Origin of the sequence: Anaerococcus sp. AH8042_DFU013_CI05 (genome assembly GCF_047936775.1) — a bacterium.
Lineage (GTDB): Bacteria > Bacillota > Clostridia > Tissierellales > Peptoniphilaceae > Anaerococcus.
The window spans coordinates 1322496-1344460 of the sequence record NZ_CP175954.1; the positions used below are offsets into that span (position 1 = coordinate 1322496).

Genomic DNA, 21965 nt, shown 5'->3' on the forward strand with positions numbered 1-21965 from the left:
TAAAAATAATACCATAAAACATAATTAAATAAAAATAGGGAGGGCCTAGGGACCCACCCAAAATTTATTATTTATTTCTAGCCTCAAAAGCATCCCAGTCTTTAACAAATGCTGCAATACCAGCTGTTGTAAGAGGATGTGTCCACAATTTTTCAAAAAGAGAACCAGGGATAGTCGCAATGTGAGCACCAGCTAGGGCAGCTTTTTCAAGGTGGTTGATGTGTCTGATACTTGCAGCTATGATTTCTGATTCATAACCGTAAATATCAATAACATCACGAAGTTCAGCAATTAATCTAGCTCCATCTTCACCCATATCATCCACTCTACCCATAAATGGAGAAATAAAAGTAGCTCCAGCCTTCATAGCCATAATTCCTTGAGAAACAGAGAAAATCAATGTGCAGTTGGTTTTAATTCCCTCCTTGCTCAAAGTATGTATAGCCTTAAGCCCCTCTTCAGTCATAGGAACTTTTACGACAACGTTCTCAGCCCACTTAGCAAGATCACGAGCTTGCTCAACCATACCCTCATAATCATAGCTAGTAACCTCAGCAGAAACAGGCCCATCAATTAAATCAGAAATTTCAGAAATAACTTCCTTAAAATCACGCCCCTCTTTGTTAATCAAAGAAGGATTAGTAGTAACCCCATCAACAAGCCCTAAGTCATTAATTCTTTTAATCTCATCAATATTTGCAGTATCTAAGAAAAATTTCATGGTTAAACTCCTTTAAAAAGATTCTAGATTTATTATACCATGATAGGAATTATATGAAAACGTAAATAATTTATTTTAAATAGTCAATCCAAGAGATTTTGCTTTCATTTATAGATTTGAAGTCATTTACAAAAACTTCCACAGCCTTTCTGACATTACTATCATCTAGAAATTTCTCAAATATTTCATAAGAACATGTTGCTGTGTCAATACCATATTCCGCTAATTTTAAAACTTGATTTGTACTTTTAAAACTAGATGCAAGAACTTTTGTATTTGGATTAGTCTCATCTAAGATATTTTGAATTTTTATCGTTGTTTCAATGCCATCATATCCTAAATTATCAATTCTATTTACATATGGAGCTAGGTAATCCGCACCAGCTAAAGAAGCTAAAAAGGCTTGAGTTGGACTATAAATTGCTGTTGCTGTTATTTTAGTTTTCTCATTTTTTAATAGTCTCATAGCTTTTAAACCTTCTTTATCTGTAGGTACTTTGATAAAAGTATTTTCCCCAAACTTTTCTTTTAAAAGCCTAGCTTCTTTTACAATATTATCAGCATTGTCAGATAAAGCTTGAATATGGAGCTGATCATCCCCAATGAATTCTCTAATTTCTGTTAAAGTTTCTATAGGGTCTTTTTTATTTTTAAAAAGTATGCTGGGATTAGTTGTTACCCCAGATACTGGAAAATATTCGTATAGATATTTTATATTCTTTATATTTGCATCATCTATTAATAATTTCATATTAACCTCTAGTTTTTCCACCAGCTACATTTATAGTAACACCATGGATATATGATGAACGATCACTTACTAAGAAGCAAACCAAATTTGCTACTTCTGTAAGTTTTCCACTTCTACCAAGTGGAGTAGTTTTGGTACTTTCATAACCTTCTCTAAGTTTTTCGACTGTAATATCTCTTGTGTAAGATAAGGATTCTTCATATTCTAAAGTTCTAAGACCTGTAGCTTCTAAAATTCCGGGAGCAACACCCACAACTCTTACATTATGTTTTCCAAGTTCTTTTGCCCAACTTCTAGTTAAGGAGTTTACTGCATTTTTTGTTGCGGCATATATTGATTGGCCTTCGCTACCTTCTAATCCTGATTCACTTGACATATTTATGATAACACCTTGACCTTGGTCTACAAAAACTCTCGCTGCTTCTTGGGCACAGTAGATTAGGCCCTTGAAATTAATATCTGTTACTAAATCAATTACTCTGTCATCAAGTTCGTATTTTCCATAAGGGTCTTTAGGGTCAACAAGTAATCTTGGGATGTTTATTCCTGCATTATTTACAATAGCATCTAGGTGTCCAAATTTTTTAACTGATTCATTGATTGCAGTTTTGATGTTTTCTTTATTAGTTACATCCAAGTGTACATACAATAAATTATCAGCGCTTTCATCTTTATACTCTGGTTTATTATCGTTGATATCTGTAGCAATAACATTTGACCCAGCTTCTAACAATCCTTCAACAACTGATTTACCAATACCAGATGCAGCTCCTGTTACTAAAACAACCTTATCTTCTAATCCTAACCATGTCATTTTATGCCTCCAATATTTTGAATTCAGTTCCCACATTTATTTCAGGAATTTCTACGTTTTCTGTTATAACTGCCCCTGGTAGTAGATCTTCTACATTTCCACTTAAATTTACAGTTAAGTGAGCCAATCCTTCTAAATTAGCTTGCGCTTCATCTCCTACTGCTAGGATTTTAGCTTTTACCCCGTCAATATCTACATAATCCCCAACTTCTATATATCCATCGACATCTTTTAATTCTAATGAATAGCAATAATCTCTTAGTTCTTCTAGTGCGTTATCTCCAAAGAAAATTATTATCTCATTGCCAAATTCATCAACTGAATTTCCAATATTATTTACTGTATTTTCATAAATTGTTTTCATTACTAAACCTTCCTTTTTTCTAAGCATATAGCCCTATACTTGCAAAATAAGCTACTAATACTCTTGGTACTCCAATTAAAAATCTTGAATACATAACTGATACTACACCAACTTCTACAGTCTCTGCTTCTGCTTCAGCAAGTCCAAGACCAACTGGTATAAAATCGCAAGCATTCTGAGTGTTAATTGCAAATAATGCTGGAAGCGCTAAGCTTGGAGCAATATTTCCTCTTGCAATTTCTGATCCAATTAAGGTACCTATTACTTGAGCAATTACAGCTCCAGGTCCTAAAAGTGCTGATAAAACTGGAATAGAGCAAATAAATCCTAAAATTACTAAACCAACTACATTTCCTGTAAGTGGGATAAGAAGTCTTGCAAACCAATCACCAAATCCTGATCCCTGAATAATACCAATTAGCATTGCTACAAAGGCCATAAATGGAATTATAGTATTAATCATTGTTTGAACAGCATCTCTACCCGCTTGGAAGAATATATCTATGACTCTTCCTGCACCCATACCTACTTTTTGGATAAAGGTATTATTGCTTTGTTCTGCAAGTGTTTGAGAAACTTTTTTATCTTTTGTATATGTTATTTTTTCTTCTTTAGCTTCAGTTGATTCACTTGCTTCATAAACTTTTTCTGTATCACTTTCTTTTGCAGATGTATTTATAGATTCTGCTTCTCCTTCAACAAGCGATACTTGTTTAGGACCGACATCTGATACATAGATTGTTTCATTTATATACTGAGCAAGTGGGCCGGATTTTCCAGTTGGTTTTATATTTAATGTTGGAATTCCTTTTTTAGGATATATTCCACATCTTAATGTCCCACCACAGTCAATCACTACCGCAAAAATTCTTTCTTCTGGAATAGAAGTTTTAAAACCATTTACAATTTCACATCCTGTTAGTTCTTTTATTGTATCTACAACTGGTGGTTTTGCTCCACCGCCTGTGATATATAATAAAACGTTTTTGTCACCTTCAGGACCTATAACTAATGGGCCTCCATATCCAGCGGATCCTTTAACTACTTTTATTTTTGCCATTTTATGCCTCCACTTTTAATGTTCTACTTAATTTTTTATTTTGCTGTTTTTCAACATATACAGTTGTAAAGTCAGTTATCCATCCTGCAAAGAAGTTCATAACTAGACCTACTAAAAGGTATCTAATTGCAAGTGGTGTTGTATCTAGACCTAACGCCTCAACTCCTTGTGCAATTCCTAGCCATACGAATAATTCACCAGGGTTTATGTGAGGGAAAATACCATTGTTGGTATGGCAGTGATAAGCTCCAGATGCGTAATAAGATGGCTTTTGATATTCTGGTAAAAACTTACCCATAGAAAGAGCCATTGGGTTACCAAGCATAAAAGCTGATACAAATGGTAGTATTCCGTATGCTAATAATTTATTTTTTGATGCTATCTTACCAAATTTATTTATTTTTTCTGGTCCAATGATTGCAATAAGTGAGTTCATAAACACTAAAAGTAGAAGCACTTTTGGTATAATTCCTCCAACCCAACTTACGAATGTTTCTCCACCCAATTCAAATAAATGGATAAAACCTTGTGCTAAATTAACTAAAAAATCCATAATTTCTCCTTATAATTATGCTGCTTCTTTTCTTATCAGCCCGCTAAATTTTTGAAGTGGAGATTTTGCCATTGGGATTTCTTCTCCTCTTTCTGCTCTTAGATAATTTTCTTTAGAATTTAATATAGCTTGCTTTAAACTTTTAGGAAATTTTGTTCCGGCCAACACTTCTTTATCAATATCTTTTATATTGATATTGTTAAAGTCACAATTTTCTTTAAATCTGGCAAATACTGTTATCCCATTTATGAAAGCGGCATTTCTAATAATTCCGTTTTCATCAACACAGAACATAACTATCGATCCAGACCTAAATCCTCCTTTTTTTATTCCTATAGCAACCTTGCCTTCTTTAATAAATTTTCTAAAATATTCTTTAAATGAGTTCATTTGCAAAAATGTTAGAAAATATTGAATAATAAACATTGCTCCTAGAAATAAAATTATAAATATATAAGACTTTTCCATTTTTGCTCCTATCTAAATAATTCAGTTTCTTTAATTATTACTTCCATTAGTTCCCTGTAATTTTCTACCTTTTCAACATGATTTAAGAAATCACTATCTGATGATACACTCACAATTTCATCATATAAATTAATAATTAAAGTGTCATCATCATTAGGCACTCCTACAATAAATATGACCTTTATATCTGAATTAGGGAATATTCCCATGCTTAAAATAAATTTCTCATTCTTGATATGAGGAAAGGCTACTTTGTCGGAGAATTTCGTTGAGGATTGAGTTTCTCTTAATAATATTGAATTAGTAAACTCTACATCAATAATTTTTTTATTTTCCAAATATTCTAGCATTTTAACTAAGTTTGTTTCATATTCATTATAATTACCAATAAAAAGTGTTTCTTCTCTTAGCTCGGTAAAAATAAGCGATTTCAGTGCTCTTTCTTTTCGAAAAATATTTTGTTTAAAATAAAAATTATCCAATTCTTTTTGAATTAACTTTTTATTTTTAAAACCATCTGGTAAGAATAAAGCATTTTCTAGATTAACTGCTTGCGAGCTAATTATTAAATCGTAATTCTCTTTTAAGTTGAGTTGACTAGTATCTTCAAAATAGTCTATTGCGTTAATATTTGAAAACCTCTCTTGTACCAAAGGGATAATTTGTACAGCTTCATCCTTATTTTTATTTATAATACCAACTTTAAATTTATTTATTGGAGATGAATTTAACTTATCGAATAGATATATTTGAAAATATGATGCTAGATAACTTTTTTCAGATTCATTAATTAATTTTTTCTTTTGTTCAAATATTACATCCGAAGCTATATCACTCATTTTATATGCAACTTTATATTCATTTTTAATATTTTCACTAAGTGGATTTTTAATATTGTAATTTAAACTTATTCTATTTAACAGATAATAAATATGATAATTAAAATTCTCGGTTATTTCTCCCAAGTCTACATTGATATCCATCTGAGTTTTTATTCTTTCAAAGATTTTATTTGTTAATATTCTTATTTCATCTAACTGAGCAGAATTAAAACTATCTTTTAAATGAGAGGATGTTCTCATTCCCATTAATGGGATTAATATGAAATTTAACTCCGTATCTGATAATTCAATTTCTTCTAATTTAATTACAAAATCTTTTATTTGATATGAAATATCCATATATTCTTTATTCTCATAGAAAGAATAATCCTTTGATTCTTTTATAAGAAAATTACCATTCCTGATTCTGTACATTGTAGTATGAAAAAATCTTGTTACACCCTTACAAGTATCTTCATTTATGAAAAAGCTTACTAATAATTTTTGTAAAAATTCATTATATTGATCATCGAATTTTGAATTATCTAGCATATAATCATAGCCATTTTCTAGAATAAAATAACGTTTATCCAGTTCAGCACCTATTAAATTTATTCCAACATTTGGTTTTCCATATATATTTAATTGATAACTAGATAGACCTTCATTGGCCAATTTTATATCTTTTGTTAGAGTTGATTTAGATATATTCATTTCATCGGCTAATTGATCCAACTGTAATTTTTTTTCATTTAAAAGTCTTTTTACGATATATAAAATCCTAATTTTGAGATTAGTAAAATCTGTAGATGAAACAACATTTTTCTTTTTAATAGAGTTATATATATCAAAATTATAGATAAATAACGATATCACTCCATTTTTTATATAAATATAGGCTCCGTCTTTTAATTCATGATTAAGAACTTGTATTTCATTTTTTATAGTTTTCTCCGAAACCGACAGCGCATTTGATAAGTCAATTATGCTTACATTGCTTTTCTCAAGAGCAGACAGCATAAGAGTTTTTCTATCATCTAAGCTCTCCCACATTGTTGCCTCCTAGTATTATTATAGATGCATCATTCACATAAATTAATATTAACTTTTTCTCCATAGCAGAAATATAATAAGTCATTAACTTGTATGATTGATTTTCTAATAATTATAGTGTTTTAAAATTCACTTTTTATTATAATTATTCATTTAAGATTACACTTATGTATTAAACAGGTATAAGTATTTAGTGAAATTTTTAATAAAAAGGAATTATGAGGAATAAAGAAAAATTTATCACCATGCTATTAATGGGGCTTTTTGGTGTGATTATAGATGGTATTGCAGTTGGTGGAGCTTATGATGCAATTCAATTAATAATGACTAATAAAATCAAGTCGCTACAATATAAATATTCTAGAATAATATGTGATGTTATTTCTGTAATTATGGGATATATAGGAAGAGCAGTCCTTGGTGTAGGTACTGTTATAAATGCTTTTTTAATGGGCCCTATTGTTTCATTTTTTGATAAGCATCTTACTTCTAAATTTTATGATAGAAATCATGGCAAATAAAAAAAGCTGTTACTTTTTTGTAACAGCTTTTTATTCTTATCCAAATAATTTTTCTCCATCTATGAAAGTAGCTTTTAAATCCAAATCATCATCTAAAACTATAAAATCAGCATCATAACCCACTTTCAATTTCCCGCACACATTATCTATACCTACAGATTTTGCTGGGATTAGGCTGGCCATTTGGATTGCTTCAAAAACATCTGCTATTTGCCAGTCTACTACATTTTTCACTGCATCTTTTAGTTTTAGAATTGAGCCTGCTAGGTTACCGCCTTCTTTTAGTCTTGCGGTGCCATTTTCTACAATTACATCAAATTCTCCTAGTTTGTAATCTCCATCTGCCATGCCTCCTGCTGACATGCAGTCTGTTATTAGGGCAATTCTATCTCTACCTTTTGCATTCATCAAAACATTTGCACTGGCTGGGTTTACGTGATGACCATCGCAAATTAATTCGCTAATGGCATTTGAATTCATTGCTGCACCTACCATGCCCGGATTTCTGTGGTGAAGTCCGCTCATGCCGTTATAGGTATGGACAAAAATATTTGCTCCTTCATTTACTGCACTCATTGCATCTTCATAACTTGCGTCTGAATGGCCAAGGGCTACTGCAACTCCCATTGCATTTGCCTTGTGAATAAAATCCGCTACTCCTTCTCGCTCTGGGGCAATTGCAATTTTATTTACTAATCCATCTGATAATTCTTTCCATTTTCTAAGCTTTTCAATGTCTGGATCTGACATATATTTTTCATTTTGTGCGCCCTTATATTTTTCTGTGAAAAATGGGCCTTCTAAAAAGATTCCTCTCACCTTTGCACCGCTAACATCTTTATACTCTTCACCTACTACTCGACAGGCTTCATTTAATTTTTCTGTCGAATCTGTAAGTGTAGTTGGTAAAAAGCTTGTTACTCCCATTTCTAAAAGTCCCTTGGAAATAATTTCCAAAGCACCTTTTTTGGCATTCATGATATCTTCTCCATGATAGCCATGGATGTGGGTGTCTACCAAACCTGGAGCAATAATTTCTCCTAAATCTTCATAAGTTTCTGGTTTTTCTTTAGAAAACGACTTTATTTTGCCTTTCTTTACTTCCATATAATAATTTTCTAAAACTTTATCTTCTAAAATAATATAATTTGCTTTATAAAACATTTGCACTCCTTTTCTAGTATTTTACCCAGTTCTTATGGGTATTATAAGTAGACGAGGTGAAAATATGAAAATTATTTTAGCAGTAGATGAAAATTGGGGCATTGGCAAAGATAATGAAATGCTTTTTCATATCAAAAAAGATTTAAAACATTTTAAGGATATAACTACTAAAAACATCGTAATAATGGGTAGAAATACTTATGAATCAATGGGTCAATCTTTACCAGATAGGGAAAATATTATTTTATCAAAAAATCCGGATTTTAAGGCAGAAAATGCAAAAATTTTTCAAAACCCAGATCAAGTCTTAAATTATATAAAGGATAGTAAAAAAGAAGTTTTTGTAATAGGCGGAGCAAAGATTGTAGAAATTTTCTTGCCTTATTGCAATCAAGCTATCATTACAAAAATAAAGGCAAAAAAAGATGCTGATACCTATCTGCACAATTTTGACCAAGATCCAGATTTTGAGATTATAAAAGAATCTCAAATATATGAGGAAAACGGAATTGAGTTTTCTTATGTAACTTATAGGAGGAGATAGTGAGTAAAACAGAAATTTTTGTAAGCGACAAATGCCCACATTGCCAAAGAGTTTTTAAAGACTATGAAGCAAATCCAGAAAAATATGATGGTATAGAAATAATTAATATTTCTGAAAGCTTGCCAAATCTAAAAAGATTGTTAAAATACCGTGATAATCTAGATGGTTACAAAGACGTAAGAGAAGAATCTAGAATCGGAATCCCATCTAGGGTTGTAGATGGAGAGAAAGTAGACTTTGTTCAAGAACTTATTGAAGAATAAAAAGAAAAGTTGCAGAAAGATCTCTGCAACTTTTTTATGGGATTTATTGGGATTTTGCTTTTAAATTATTTAATTAGTTCAAGTGGTGAATCTACTTGTTCTTCTATTGTTTCACCTTTTAGATGGTTGATAGCTGTTTTTATAGCTAGTTTACCCATTTCTTTTGGTTGTTGGGCAACTGTTGCTGAAAGTGTTCCATCTTTTACTGCATTTATTGCATCTTCATTCCCGTCAAAACCAACTATTACAATATCTTTTCCACTTGTTTTTATAGCTTCACTAGCTCCTAGTGCCATTTCATCATTTTGACAAAATACTGCTTTTACATCTGGATGAGCTTGTAATAAGTTTTCCATAACTGTTAGTCCTTCTGCCCTATCAAAGTTAGCTGTTTGGCTTGCAACAAGATTAATTTTACCATCTGTCGCTTCTTTAAATCCTTCTCCTCTTTCACGAGTTGAGCTTGCTCCAGGTATTCCTTCTAATTGGATAACTTCTGCATTTTCTCCAACTTTTTCTAGGATAAATTCTCCTGCCATCTTACCACCTTCAATGTTGTTGCTTGCAATAAAGCTTACGATTTCTCCTGAATCTGTTCCTCTGTCGACACAAATAACCGGAATATTTGCTTCATTTGCTTTTTCTACTGATGGTGCAATTGCTGTTGAGTCTACTGGATTAATTATTATTAAATCAACACCCTGAGTTATTAAATCTTCTACTTGGTTACTTTGTGTTGAAGAATCGTTTTGTGCATCGGAAATGATTGTTTCTACATCTTCCCCCGCACCTTCTTCTATACCCTCTCTAATTGATACGAAAAATGGGTTGTTAAGTGTTGAAAGGGAAACTCCCACTTTCATTTTTCCTTCTGTTTTTGTATTCTCTGCTGTTTCGCTTGTTTGTGTTTTATTTTCTGTTTCTTTACTGTTGTTTTCTCCCTCTAGACTACAAGCAGTAAATGCAAATAATGCAACAAGTGCTAGTGATAAATATTTTTTAATTGTTTTCATAAAACTCTCCTATTTGTTTCTTTTGCGGTCAATTAGAACTGCAATTAAAATTACAATCCCCTTTACGATTTGCTGATAAAAACTTGATACTCCCAATAAATTAAGACCATTATTAAGTACACCTAAAATCAAAATACCGATTAGGGTTCCAGTAAGCGATCCGCTACCTCCTGTCATACTCGTCCCTCCAAGTACAACTGCAGCGATAGCATCCATTTCGTATGCAGATCCAGCTGTGGGTTGAGCAGAATTTAATCTAGAAGTTAAAACCAAACCTGACAATACAGCCATAAGTGATGAAATTACATAGACACTGATTTTTACCTTATCTATATTAATCCCTGAAATAAAGCTTGCTTTTTCATTGCCTCCAACAGCGTATATTTTGCGCCCCAGAGCAGTTTTATTTAAAATAGTCCATAAAATCAAAAATGCAAGGGAAAATAAGATTACTTGGAAAGGAATACCTAAAAATTGGCCCTTTCCTAAAAACTTGAAAGCAAAATTATCTTTTGGCCCAGCTATAGGTCTCCCATCTGTATAAACTAGGGTCAAACCTCTAAAAATAGTCATTGTGGCTAGGGTTACAATAAATGGCGCAAGTTTGCCTTTGGTAATTAAAAATCCATTTATCAAGCCCAAAATTAGTCCAAGACCTAGGGTAATTAAAATTGCAAGGATTGTATTCATACCATTTTGTAAGAGACCTGCAAAAATTGCAGATGTCACTGCTAAAGTAGAACCTACTGATAGGTCAATGCCTCCAGTTAGGATTACAAAAGTCATTCCTAGGGCAATAAATCCATTTATTATTAGCTGCCTCATCAGATTCATTAGGTTATTTGCATGCAAAAATGCGGGATTTAGGATACTTACAAAAACCATTAGGATAATTAGGGCAAGAATTGTGCCCAGATTCTGGTTTTCTTTTATTTTTGTTTTAAAGTTACTCATAGTTTTCCTCCAGTGGCAAGAGTCATTACTTTTTCTTGGTCAGCTTCTTCTCTTAATAGCTCTCCATTTACTTTTCCTTCATGAATTACATATATGCGGTCTGAAAGAGAAAGTAATTCAGGAAGATCGCTTGAAATTAAAATTATACATACTTCCTTGTAGGTCAATTGCTTTATTAAATCGTAAATTTCTCTTTTTGCACCAACATCTACACCCTTTGTAGGTTCATCTAGGATTAAAATTTCTGGATCTATTGCATACCATTTTGCAAAAACAACTTTTTGCTGATTTCCGCCTGATAAATCACGAACTTTATTTTCTGCAGATGTGCTTTTGACCCTAAAAGAATCGATCAGAGAGTTTGATAAGTCTTTTTCTTTTTTCTTGTCTATAAATGTTCTTTCTGTAAATTTGTTAAAATTTAGTAAGGAAATATTTTCTCTGATGGATTCATCAAGGACTAGGCCCTCTTCTTGTCTATTTTCAGTTACAAATCCGATTTTATTGTTAATGGCATCAATTGGTTTTGTAATTTCAACCCTTTTGCCATCTATGTAAATTTCCCCACTATCTTTGGGATCTAATCCAAAAAGAGAGCGCATTATTTCTGATCTACCTGCTCCCATAAGCCCAGATATGCCCAGAACTTCACCTTTTTTTGCACTTATATTTATATTTTCAAAAAAATCAGCCTTTGAAAAGTTTTTAAGCTCTATTTTAACATCTGAAACTTTAGCATCCATTTCTGGGTAAAAATCTCCTATGTCCCTACCAACCATATGAGAAACCACTTCTTTTTCGTTAGTTTGACTAGTATTTATCACAGCAACAGACTTTCCATCACGCATGACTGTAATCTTGTCTGTTAGGGAAAATATTTCCTCCATACGGTGGGAGATATAAATCATAGATACATTTTCAGTTTTTAATTTTTTAATAAGTAAAAACAATTTATCAATTTCATTATTAGTCAAGGCACTTGTTGGCTCATCCAAAATCAAAACATTTATCTTATCTAAATTTGCCTTGGCTATCTCTATCATTTGCCTTTGACCAACTGATAATTTTGCTAGCTTAGTGTCTGGATCAATATTTAAATCAAATCTTTTTAATAAATCCATACACTTTTGACGCATGAATTTTCTATCTAAAAACCAGCCATTGTTGATTTCATTATTCATAAAAATATTGTCCATAACACTTAGTTCTGGCCAATCGCTTAGTTCTTGGTGGATAAAACTTATACCATATTCTTTGGCAATATTTGTATTAGCTATATCTACTTCCATGCCGTCAATCAAAATTTTCCCAGAATCTTTATTTAAAACTCCAGATAAAATATTCATTAAAGTAGATTTTCCAGCCCCATTTTCACCCACCAAAGCGTGAATTTCTCCCTGGCCAAGATTAAAATCTACACCCTTTAATACTTCATTTTTCCCAAATGACTTGTAGATATCTTTCATTTCAATATTCATAATCACTCCTAAAAAATGTTTTTTGACTGCAAGATTATATTAGAATATGGGGTATTTTCTCCAGTTCTTATTACAAATTTTACTTGGTCTAGTTTTTTCTTAAAATCTTCATGAGATATGTATTCGCTGCTTACACCATCCAAAAGATTTTTTATATCGATTTCTTGGTCTGGATTTTTTTCCTTTATTTCGCTTGCTAATATATAATGCTCGCATCCAAAATCTTCTAGTAAGACCTCTAGGACGTCAATAAACTTTGGTTGACCAAGTTTTAAGGCTATATCAATTTTTTTCTCTGAATCTATTGGTAAACCACAATCGCCAATAGCAATTAAATCAGTATGGCCCAAATCTGATAATCTCTTTGAAATTTCACTATTTAATATGCCATTCTCTTTCATAATATATCTCCATTAAACTTTTCTACTTCTTTCATAGATGGTATAGAAATGCTAGCACCTTGTTTAGTTACTGATAATGCAGAAGCTTTAGTTGCAAATTCTAAGCATTTTTTAATATCATTGTTTTGATAAAATTCTGCTACAAAAAATCCAGTAAATGTATCACCTGCTCCTGTGCTATCCACAGCCTCTACCTTATAGGCGTTTTGACAAACTTTACTATCCTTGCTTACAAAAATTGATCCGCGCTCACCTAAAGTTATAACAATCTTTAAATTTGGATAATTTTCTCTAAAGTAGTCAATACACTTTTCTACATCATCACAGTTAGAAATTTCTTTTGCCTCAGTTTCGTTTACCAAAAGTAAATCTATCTTATTAAAATCAAAATTCTTAATTTCTTCGGTGATTGGAGAAGGATTTAAAACTAATTTCATTTCTTTTTCAGAACCTTTTTTAATTATGTAATCCATATTGTTTATTTCGTTTTGCAAAATAAGAATATCGTTTTTATCAAAATTTGACAAAACTTCATCGATATATTCTTTATCATTATCAAAATTTGCACCCTTGTATAAAACAATAGAGTTTTCTCCATTATCATCTACTTGGATAATTGCATTTCCTGTTGGTATATCCGATTCTCTTATGAATCTGGTATTAATCCCTTCTCTGGTTAAGTAATCTTTTAAAAAAGCTCCATCCATACCAATACTACCTGCGTGGTAGACCTTATCAAAAACTTTTGCCAAAGCCACTGATTGATTAAGACCCTTTCCACCAGCTCTTTTTTCTATGCTTTGAGCACTTATTGTTTCACCAGGTCTTACAATATGATTTACTCTAAAGAAGATATCTATATTTAGTGATCCAAAATTAATTATTTTCATTTTTTAAAACCTACACTTTCCGCTTCAATAATTCGTGGTTCGATCAATATTTTTTCAGGACTTTTATTATTTTTAATCAACTGATCTGCCACCTCGATAGATTTTTCAGCTATTTGTCTTAAGTTTTGGTCAATGGATGTCAGTTTAGGTGTGACTATTTTATTTAAAAATAAGTTATCATAGCTTATTACAGAAATATCTTCCGGAATTTTAATATTTGATTCAGCAAAATAATTTAAAAGACCATAAGATGACATATCTGCAAAAGAAAAAATAGCATCTACATTTCTTTTAGCAAAAAGTTTTGCAGCCTTATAGCCTTCTTCGTAAGAATAATCACCATGGATAATATTTTTTTGATCAATATAAATATCATAGTTCATAGCTGCTTTTATGGCACCGGAAAGTCTCCTAGATGAATTTGCAGTTGACCTTGGTCCTATTAAAATTCCTATATTTCTAAATCCACGTTTAATCAAATATTCCATGCCAATATATCCACCCATTTCATTATTTCCTGTAACAATTTGGGTATTTCTATTGTTAAAATCCACTTCATCAAGAAATATAATTTTGTGATTTTCTATATCTTTTTCATCTAAGGTATTTACATTTCTATCCACCACTAAGCTTGCTGCAAAAAAATTGTTGGTCAGCAAACTTAAAAATTCTTCTCTTTCAATTTTTTTGTTGTTTGTATTATGTATATATAAAAAATATGAAGATTTTTCTGCAAATTGGCTTAGTTCTTTTACTAATTCAGAAAAAAATGGATTAGAAAGATCTGGAACAACAGTCATGATTATATTGCTTTTTTTGCTAGCAAGAGCCTTAGCATAGCTATTTGCATTATAATTTAATCTTTGGGCAGCTTCCAAAACTTTTTTTCTAGTGGGTTCAGATATTTTATTTTCAGTATTATTCAAAACCATTGACACAGTTGTAATTGATACACCCGCTAATTTTGCAACATCTTTTATATTTGTCATTTCATCACCATTAAAACGTTTTAATCAACTATATAATAACATCTTTGATAAATATTGTCAATGAATTTTAGATATAAAAATAACCCCAAAATCCGCAAAAGATTTTGGGGTTTATTTTATGCTGCTGTTTTAACTTTGTCTTTGTGCAAGAATGATAGTTTTGTTTCTGAAATCATTATTGCCACAAACATTAGTACAAATCCTGCTATTGAAAGTGGTGTTAGGCTTTCTATTCCTAGTAAAACTGGGATTAGAATACCAAATACTGACTCAAATCCTAGAATAATTGCTGCTGAGGATTCGTCTGTGTATTTTTGTCCAATATTTTGTAGTAATAGAGCTACTGTTGTACAGAATATAGCTAGGTAAAGTAATTCAAAGATTGGTCTTGATGAATTTACTACCATATTTGAGTTATCTTCAAATATTAATGTTACGATTGCCGCTAAAACCGCTGCTGAAGCAAATTGGAAGATAGTCATAAGGATTGGGTCTTTTCCTTTTGTAAATTGGTTTACTGCTACAATGTGTGCTGCAAATAAAAAACCACTTAGTAAGGCAAGACCATCACCTAATAGCATCTCTTTGCTTGCATTAAATATTGAGGTTCCTTTTTCAACACCTGATTTTGAAATTAAATAAATACCAATAATGGCAATAATTGCCGCCCAAATATTATATTTATCAGGTCTATGTCTTGTAACTGCCCATGATAAGAATGGTACAATTACACAATATGAAGCGGAAAGGAATGCACTTCTACCTGGATCTGCGTATGTAACACCGAGTGTTTGTGACGAATATGCAATAAATAAGAAAAATCCTACTATTAATCCAGATTTTATGTCATCTTTTGTCGCTGATCTAACTTTTTTGTTAAAAATAATTGCTAGTATTATTGCAGATAAAGCAAATCTAACCATAAGAATAAAGTTTGGGTTAAAGGTATCTGCTGCACCCTTTACTACTGTTAGTGAGCTTCCCCAAAGAATGGCTGTAATAAGTAATCCCAGTTTGGCGAGTTTACTTTTATCGCGAGTTTGTTTTTTTTCAGTCATATTTCCTCCTTTTATTTTATATATCCAAAATATATGGATTATAAACTAAAATTCATTAATTTGTTGCTTGTTATTCATATTAAATAAGAATAACAAGTTATCATCCACCTTGCTTATGTTTGCATCTATGTTGTAAACTTCATCAAACATTTTTTTTGTGAATATTTGGTATTTATCGCCTACTTCATAAATTTTATTGTTATTTATTAAAATAATATTATCTGCGTATCTTTCAATCAGTTCCATTTGGTGAAGGGTAATTAGGGTAGTTAGGTTTAACTTCTGGGTAAGCTTTTTTATTATAGCAAGTATTTCATACTGGTTGTGCAAATCCAAGGCGTTTACTGGCTCATCCAATAATAAAATATCCGGTTTGCTAATCAAGGCTTGGGCTATAAGCACTTTTTGAACTTCTCCCCCGCTCATTTTTGAGATTTTTTTATTTTCAAATTTTCTAAGTTTTAAAAGATCCATGATCTCATAAGTATCATTAATATCTTCATCACTAAGCTTAAAATTAAGACTCTTTACCTTGCCCAAAATGATTGTTTCAAAAACAGTAAAATTAACTTTTGTATTTACATTTTGATTTAGATAAGAGATTTTACCATCTGCTCTGATATTTCCATCATAGCTTATCAAACCACTAATTGCATTTAGAATTGAGGATTTTCCAGCTCCATTTCGGCCCATAAGAACATGGACTTTTCCTGGCTCTATCGCAAAACTTATATCATCTATAACTTTTTTGTCATAATTTATTGTAAGATTTTTTATATCAATCATTTTTGACTCCAAAAAGCATTACAAATATAAGTGGTAAGCCTATAAGTGATGAGATAATACCGATGGGAACCACAACACCAGTTTTAATCACTTTTGTAACCATAGATGAAATTACTAAAAGTATGCCACCAATAATTGCTGATAAAATCAGATAGTATCTTTGATCTTCTCCCACCATTCGCCTTGCAAAATGTGGGGCCAAGATTCCAATAAAACCTATAATACCAACATAAGAAACAGAAACTGCTGCAAGGATAGACACTAAAATAAATGTTTTTAATTTTAAAATTTTTGTATCAACACCCATTGCCTTTGCTCGATCTTCGCCAAAACGCATAGCTGTAAGTTTCCATGCATCTTTTAGTGAAAATATTACAATAATAAGAAAAACTGCTAGGATTATCAAAATTTCTACAGTTGTAGTTTTAGTAACATTTCCAAATAGCCAAAATACAATGGAAGCCAAGGCTTCATCTGTTGCTATATATTGCAGTAATGATGTTAGTGAGTCAAAAAAGAATTTTACAGCTATACCTGCCAAAATCATATCTTCAGTATTCATGGATTTCTTTTTTGAAATGTAAAATACAAAAAACATGGATACTAGGGAAAATATTATAGATCCAAAGGCTACATATGAAAGGGATAAGCCTAAGAGTAAAAATAGGCTTGCTCCAAATCCTGCTGCCGATGAAATTCCTAAGGTAAAGGGATCTGCTAAGGGATTATTTAAAATTGTTTGCATAATTGCCCCACCAAGTCCCAAAGATAAACCAACAATACTTGCAGTAAGTACTTCAGGTAAGCGGATATCCAATATAATTGTTTTTTGAATCTCACTTAGATTTGATAAATCACTAAGGGCAATCTTGCTATCACCTATAAACAAATCGATTGTAGCTGCTATTATTAATAAAATTGTAGAAATAATTATTTTTTTATTTCTATTCATATTTATATGACCAAGTTCCTTCTAAGCCAATTGGCATAAATTTTTGGTAAAACTCTTCAAAATCCTTTTCTGGATCTAAATCTTTGTATTCCTCTGGATGTAGAGTTTTTGCTATGAATTCATATGAATAAAAGTCACTCATATCGCGCACTAGTTGTTGGCTAATTACATAAATTTCTTTATTTTTCATAGCTTTAAGATCTGACCAAGCTGGGCGGGTTTTGTAAAGATCAATTTTTTCTTTTATTTGATCCGCACTTGTGTCATAGCCCATTTTCATGGAATGTGGTTTTTCTAACCATTGGGATCCTGTTAAGATAATTTTTTCTGGATCTTCAGATAATACAAACTCACTTGATAGGGGAATCGCTTCATCTGATCCCAAGGCATCTGATCCTATGTTGTGGCCGCCACAATCTTCTACAATCTTGCCCCACATCTTGTTAGATCCATATGAATTTCCGTATTCTTTCTCACCTTCGTAACCATGCTCTACATAAACTTTTGGTTTCTCGCCCTCATCATATTTTTTATCTATAATTGGGCTTACTTTTGATGTGTAAAAATCAATAAGCTCATCCAAATTTTTATCAAGGCCAGTTACTTTTGCTATAAGTTTTGTAGATGCAATGTGCTTATCAAAATCTTGTGAATGGTAGTCCACATAAAAAACAGGAATGTCGATTTTTTCTTGGATTGCTTCAATTTGAGTTTTAAATCCAATTGGTGCTATTATGCCATCTGCGTCTGTATTTAGGATAGTTTCATACGAAAAATCGTTATCCATAAAATTTGCAATACGTGGCACATCTTCGATTTCTGGCATTACTTTTTCTAAACGTGTATAAAAGTCATTACGGTCTATTTTTACACTATCATCCATAGCTGCAATTTTTGATAAGAAATTATCCTTATCTAAATACATCATGGTCATAAATGGACCACCAGATGATGAGCCTTGAATGATTACTTTTTCAAGTGGTTTGTCTAAAGTAATTTCATTGCCATCTAGGTCTGTTACGACTATTTTGCCATCTGTTTTTTCTTCACTACTTGCTTCTTCTTTTACTTTTTCAGAAGTTTCTTCTTTTTCACTTTTATTTTGGTTTTCTTCAACTTTTGTTTCAGTTGATGTATTTTTACTTGTTTCTGCTCCCTGATTGTTTGTACATCCAGCTAAAATTAAAATTAAAGATAGCAATAATGTTTTAAAATATTTCATATCTCTTCCTTTTTATCATATAAATTTTTTAATATGTCAAAGGCAGATTTTAAACCCATATCATATTTAATTGCTAGGTCCTTAGCTGATTCAAATTCGGGATATACATAATCTTCGCCATTGTGACTAACAATTTTAAAATCATACTCACTATCCTCATAAGTAAGTGATTCTTTTTTGCGATCTAGGATATCCCTCTCTATTGGAATTTTTCTAATGCCAATGCTTGTGGTATGTTTAAAAATTATATCTTCAATTACTTGCTCATTTTCCAAATCACAAATTACTGACAGCTTATAGGCTGGGCGGTTTTTTTTCATAAAAATTGGTGTATAAAATACATCTAATGCGTATCTCATACATTCATCTACTATAAAACCTAAGACCTCACCTGTACTATCATCTATATTAGTTTCCAGAATTTCTAGAGTTTTTTTTTACTAGTTTCAATTTCCATTACTCGCAAGATATTGGTGTATTTTGCAAAATCTTTATTGCCTGCTCCAAGACCTACATTTTTTACCTTAAAACTTTCAACTTTTTCGCCTTTGTCATAATATCTTACAATAGCAGCACCAGTTGGAGTTACGTGTTCGCCTTCTTCATCTAGAAGTTTTAGATTTATATCAGAACCTGCAAGGATATTTATTACTGCAGGCACCGGAATTGGCATTTGTCCGTGTGATGAATATTGATATCCATATCCCTCGCTAAGATCTGAGAAATAAATATTTTCAACATTTAAATCATCTATAAGGACAGCTGTTCCGATGATATCTATTATAGAATCAACTGCTCCGACTTCGTGGAAATGGACTGCTGATTTGTCAATACCATGGGCTATAGATTCAGCATCTGCAATAATATCAAAGATACCGAGTGCATCTTTTTTTGCTCTTTCGGAAATATTTGCTTTGTTGATTAATTCAGTAATTTCTTTTAGATGTCTGTGGCCATGATGATCTTCTGAATGCGAATGTGTGTAAGTATTGCCATTTTCATCCACATGTTCATGAGTTTGGGTAAAGGTTTTACCATCTTCATCCTTATGCTCATGTGAATGATTATGATCATCCTTTACTTGTTCATGATGGTGGTCGTGATCTTGATTTGTTAAAATAACATCAAAATTATTTGCATCTATATTATTTTTTATTTTCCTATCAAAAACCAATTCATAACCATCTATCCCTAAGGATTCAATAGCATTCACTAGTTTTTCCTTGCTTGCTCCAAGATCTAAAAGGGCTGCAATTGTCATATCTCCAGCTATTCCAGAGTTCATTTCAAAATATAAATCCATTTACTTCTCCTCAATCAATTTATTAATCTGACAAGCATTATAGGCTGCGCTGTATCCATTGTCTATATTTACAACATTGACACCCTCAGCACAGGTATTTAGCATTGTAAGTAAAGCTGAAAGTCCATTGAAATTTGCTCCGTAACCAATAGATGTTGGTACCGCAATAATAGGCTTATTTACCAAGCCTCCTATAACTGTAGGAAGAGCTCCCTCCATGCCAGCAATTGCAATTATTACATTTGCTTTTGCAATCTCATCAATTTTTGATGTGAGTCTGTGTAGTCCTGAAACTCCAACATCGTAAAATTTAGTAACATTTGCACCAAAAAATTCAGCGGTTATTCTAGCTTCCTCTGCTACTTTTAAATCTGCAGTACCACCTGTACAAATGGCAATATTTCCTATTTTGGGACTCTCTTCATAAACAAGAGAAATAATCCTGCCAGTTGGGTCATATTTTGCCTCAGGTACAAGTTCAAGGACTCTTTCGTATTGACTAGGAGTTGCCCTAGTACCAATTACTGATTCCTTACGTTGGCTAAAAGACTTATAAATTTCTGCAAGGGCAAAGTCTTCCTTACCCTCGCAAAAAATTGTCTCGCCAAAACCGCGACGTTCTTTTCTTTGAAAATCTAATTTTGCAAAGTCTAGATCCTTGTAGTTAAAATCTTTTAGGTAGTCTAGACCTTCATTTATAGATATCTCGTTGTTTTTTATTTTTTCTAAAAATTCTTTATTGTTCATTAGCTAACCATGGATTTACTTCTGTTTTTAAATTGTCATCAACAACTTCATCCATAGAACCAGATCTGTATCCTTCTAGGTCGATATTTACGTATTTAAATCCTAAATCTTTGAATTTTTTAACAATTTCATCAGCATGTTCAAATACTTGGCCTAGTTTTTCTTTTTCTACTTCAATTCTTGTGTTATCTCCGTAAATTCTTACTCTGTTTACGGTAAAACCTAAACTTTCTAAGTAATTTTCTGCTTCTTCAATCATTGGGAATTTGTCGATATCAATTCTAGTGTTGTATGGGAATCTTGTTGCCATACATGGTTTTGAAGGTTTTTTGTGTGTTTCTATACCCAGTTCTTTTGAGTAAGCACGTACTTCTGCTTTACTAAGACCTGCTTCATATAGTGGAGATCTTGCCCCTAGATCTTTTAGGGCTTTGATGCCTGGTCTAAATACTTGATAATCATCTAAGTTTGTACCATCAACTACAAATCCATATCCAAGTTCATCTTTTAAATTAAAGCAATTTTCAAAAAGTCCACCCTTGCAGTGGTAGCATCTGTAGTTTACGTTGTTTAGTAGTTTTTCATTGTCCATGATACTTACATTTGCAACTGTTAATTCTACATCCATTTCTTCTGCTAGTCTTACACATTCTTCAAGCTCATCTTTTGGAGAAAATTCTGTTACGAAAGTCATTGCAACTATATCATCACGATTTTCTCTAAGCTCTGAAGCTAATTTTAAGATAAGAGTACTATCTACACCACCTGAAAAAGCTAAAACCATTTTTTCATTTAGCAATTCTTTTATAATGCTATTTAGCTTTTCTTTTTTTTCTGCACTAATGCTTGTTACTGTATTTTCCATAAAAAATCCTTTCTATAATAAAGCCACATCCTAAAAATAAATATGTAGCATAATCGACTATTTACAAGTTTATTTTATCATATTGAGCTTTTTTTGCATAATCCCTAGTTAAAAACTAATAATTATCCATAAATAGAAAAGGACTTTTCCTTAATGATTTTTATCGTAAAAAAGGCTGATTCTACAAAAAAGTGTAAAAATCAGCCTAAT

Annotated in this window: 26 protein-coding genes; 3 read left to right on the forward strand and 23 right to left on the reverse strand. The window is 31.8% G+C overall.

The genetic code is table 11. From position 1 onward, the window contains the following. Nucleotides 1-67: 67 nt before the first annotated feature. From fsa to ACKRLN_RS06915, 8 genes are all read right to left on the reverse strand, one after another. Nucleotides 68-721 carry a fructose-6-phosphate aldolase gene (fsa, locus tag ACKRLN_RS06880; RefSeq protein ID WP_203126054.1) on the reverse strand — a complete coding sequence of 218 codons (654 nt, stop codon included), beginning with the start codon at nt 719-721 and terminating at the stop codon, nt 68-70. Between the two features lie 70 nt (nt 722-791). Then, nucleotides 792-1472, reverse strand: coding sequence for a transaldolase family protein (locus ACKRLN_RS06885; RefSeq protein ID WP_416334680.1), 681 nt, complete (start codon nt 1470-1472; stop codon nt 792-794). A 1-nt stretch (nt 1473) separates the two neighbouring features. Next, nucleotides 1474-2286: an SDR family oxidoreductase gene (locus ACKRLN_RS06890; RefSeq protein WP_416334681.1), complete on the reverse strand. Its 813-nt coding sequence runs from the start codon at nt 2284-2286 to the stop codon at nt 1474-1476. Nucleotide 2287: 1 nt separating this feature from the next. Beyond that, nucleotides 2288-2650, reverse strand: a complete 363-nt coding sequence (locus ACKRLN_RS06895) for a PTS glucitol/sorbitol transporter subunit IIA (RefSeq protein ID WP_416334682.1) — start codon at nt 2648-2650, stop codon at nt 2288-2290. Nucleotides 2651-2669: 19 nt separating this feature from the next. Then, nucleotides 2670-3710 (reverse strand): PTS glucitol/sorbitol transporter subunit IIB, encoded by a 1041-nt coding sequence (locus tag ACKRLN_RS06900; RefSeq protein WP_416334683.1) that lies wholly within the window; start codon nt 3708-3710, stop codon nt 2670-2672. Between the two features lies 1 nt (nt 3711). Next, complete coding sequence (locus ACKRLN_RS06905) at nt 3712-4263, reverse strand: PTS glucitol/sorbitol transporter subunit IIC (protein WP_416334684.1); 552 nt, start codon at nt 4261-4263, stop codon at nt 3712-3714. Between the two features lie 15 nt (nt 4264-4278). Then, nucleotides 4279-4731, reverse strand: a complete 453-nt coding sequence (locus ACKRLN_RS06910) for a transcriptional regulator GutM (protein WP_416334685.1) — start codon at nt 4729-4731, stop codon at nt 4279-4281. Nucleotides 4732-4739: 8 nt separating this feature from the next. Further along, on the reverse strand, nt 4740-6605 hold the full coding sequence (locus tag ACKRLN_RS06915; protein ID WP_416334686.1) for a BglG family transcription antiterminator: 1866 nt from the start codon (nt 6603-6605) through the stop codon (nt 4740-4742). Nucleotides 6606-6823: 218 nt separating this feature from the next. On the opposite strand from ACKRLN_RS06915, the gene ACKRLN_RS06920 reads away from it, so the two are divergent. Next, the gene (locus ACKRLN_RS06920) at nt 6824-7126 is read left to right on the forward strand and encodes a hypothetical protein (protein WP_416334687.1); all 303 of its coding nucleotides are present in this window, start codon (nt 6824-6826) and stop codon (nt 7124-7126) included. A 36-nt stretch (nt 7127-7162) separates the two neighbouring features. On the opposite strand, the gene nagA is transcribed toward ACKRLN_RS06920, so the two are convergent. Further along, nucleotides 7163-8290 carry an N-acetylglucosamine-6-phosphate deacetylase gene (gene nagA, locus ACKRLN_RS06925; RefSeq protein WP_416334688.1) on the reverse strand — a complete coding sequence of 376 codons (1128 nt, stop codon included), beginning with the start codon at nt 8288-8290 and terminating at the stop codon, nt 7163-7165. 64 nt (nt 8291-8354) lie between these two features. Here nagA and ACKRLN_RS06930 point away from each other — a divergent pair, with 64 nt between their 5' ends. Continuing rightward, nucleotides 8355-8834 carry a dihydrofolate reductase gene (locus tag ACKRLN_RS06930; RefSeq protein WP_203127675.1) on the forward strand — a complete coding sequence of 160 codons (480 nt, stop codon included), beginning with the start codon at nt 8355-8357 and terminating at the stop codon, nt 8832-8834. After that, complete coding sequence (locus tag ACKRLN_RS06935) at nt 8834-9097, forward strand: hypothetical protein (RefSeq protein ID WP_203127676.1); 264 nt, start codon at nt 8834-8836, stop codon at nt 9095-9097. The genes ACKRLN_RS06930 and ACKRLN_RS06935 overlap by 1 nt, the downstream gene beginning before the upstream one ends. A gap of 65 nt (nt 9098-9162) precedes the next feature. Here ACKRLN_RS06935 and ACKRLN_RS06940 read toward each other — a convergent pair whose 3' ends face one another. The 14 genes from ACKRLN_RS06940 to larE form a co-directional block, all read right to left on the reverse strand. Beyond that, on the reverse strand, nt 9163-10110 hold the full coding sequence (locus ACKRLN_RS06940; RefSeq protein WP_295883218.1) for a D-ribose ABC transporter substrate-binding protein: 948 nt from the start codon (nt 10108-10110) through the stop codon (nt 9163-9165). Between the two features lie 9 nt (nt 10111-10119). Continuing rightward, the gene (locus ACKRLN_RS06945) at nt 10120-11064 is read right to left on the reverse strand and encodes an ABC transporter permease subunit (protein ID WP_416334689.1); all 945 of its coding nucleotides are present in this window, start codon (nt 11062-11064) and stop codon (nt 10120-10122) included. Then, nucleotides 11061-12542, reverse strand: coding sequence for a sugar ABC transporter ATP-binding protein (locus ACKRLN_RS06950; protein ID WP_416334690.1), 1482 nt, complete (start codon nt 12540-12542; stop codon nt 11061-11063). Before ACKRLN_RS06950 ends, ACKRLN_RS06945 begins: the two co-directional genes overlap by 4 nt. An 8-nt stretch (nt 12543-12550) precedes the next feature. Beyond that, nucleotides 12551-12943: a D-ribose pyranase gene (gene rbsD, locus ACKRLN_RS06955; protein WP_295883210.1), complete on the reverse strand. Its 393-nt coding sequence runs from the start codon at nt 12941-12943 to the stop codon at nt 12551-12553. Then, nucleotides 12940-13833 (reverse strand): ribokinase, encoded by an 894-nt coding sequence (locus ACKRLN_RS06960; protein ID WP_416334691.1) that lies wholly within the window; start codon nt 13831-13833, stop codon nt 12940-12942. Before ACKRLN_RS06960 ends, rbsD begins: the two co-directional genes overlap by 4 nt. Next, nucleotides 13830-14822: a LacI family DNA-binding transcriptional regulator gene (locus ACKRLN_RS06965; protein WP_416334692.1), complete on the reverse strand. Its 993-nt coding sequence runs from the start codon at nt 14820-14822 to the stop codon at nt 13830-13832. Before ACKRLN_RS06965 ends, ACKRLN_RS06960 begins: the two co-directional genes overlap by 4 nt. Nucleotides 14823-14938: 116 nt before the next feature. Further along, nucleotides 14939-15880 (reverse strand): DMT family transporter, encoded by a 942-nt coding sequence (locus ACKRLN_RS06970; RefSeq protein ID WP_416334693.1) that lies wholly within the window; start codon nt 15878-15880, stop codon nt 14939-14941. A gap of 45 nt (nt 15881-15925) precedes the next feature. Beyond that, nucleotides 15926-16666 carry an ABC transporter ATP-binding protein gene (locus tag ACKRLN_RS06975; protein WP_416334694.1) on the reverse strand — a complete coding sequence of 247 codons (741 nt, stop codon included), beginning with the start codon at nt 16664-16666 and terminating at the stop codon, nt 15926-15928. Continuing rightward, nucleotides 16659-17618, reverse strand: coding sequence for a FecCD family ABC transporter permease (locus ACKRLN_RS06980; RefSeq protein ID WP_416334695.1), 960 nt, complete (start codon nt 17616-17618; stop codon nt 16659-16661). Before ACKRLN_RS06980 ends, ACKRLN_RS06975 begins: the two co-directional genes overlap by 8 nt. Next, nucleotides 17611-18840 (reverse strand): ABC transporter substrate-binding protein, encoded by a 1230-nt coding sequence (locus ACKRLN_RS06985; RefSeq protein WP_416334696.1) that lies wholly within the window; start codon nt 18838-18840, stop codon nt 17611-17613. The genes ACKRLN_RS06980 and ACKRLN_RS06985 overlap by 8 nt, the downstream gene beginning before the upstream one ends. After that, nucleotides 18837-19262: a nickel insertion protein gene (gene larC, locus ACKRLN_RS06990; protein ID WP_338014984.1), complete on the reverse strand. Its 426-nt coding sequence runs from the start codon at nt 19260-19262 to the stop codon at nt 18837-18839. The genes ACKRLN_RS06985 and larC overlap by 4 nt, the downstream gene beginning before the upstream one ends. A 2-nt stretch (nt 19263-19264) precedes the next feature. After that, a complete protein-coding gene (locus ACKRLN_RS06995; protein ID WP_416334697.1) occupies nt 19265-20143 on the reverse strand; it encodes a LarC family nickel insertion protein in 879 nt (292 codons plus the stop codon). After that, a complete protein-coding gene (gene larB, locus ACKRLN_RS07000) occupies nt 20144-20890 on the reverse strand; it encodes a nickel pincer cofactor biosynthesis protein LarB (protein WP_203127688.1) in 747 nt (248 codons plus the stop codon). Further along, entirely contained in the window at nt 20880-21755 is an 876-nt protein-coding gene (gene larE, locus ACKRLN_RS07005) for an ATP-dependent sacrificial sulfur transferase LarE (RefSeq protein ID WP_296140855.1), read from the reverse strand. Before larE ends, larB begins: the two co-directional genes overlap by 11 nt. Nucleotides 21756-21965 lie beyond the last annotated feature (210 nt).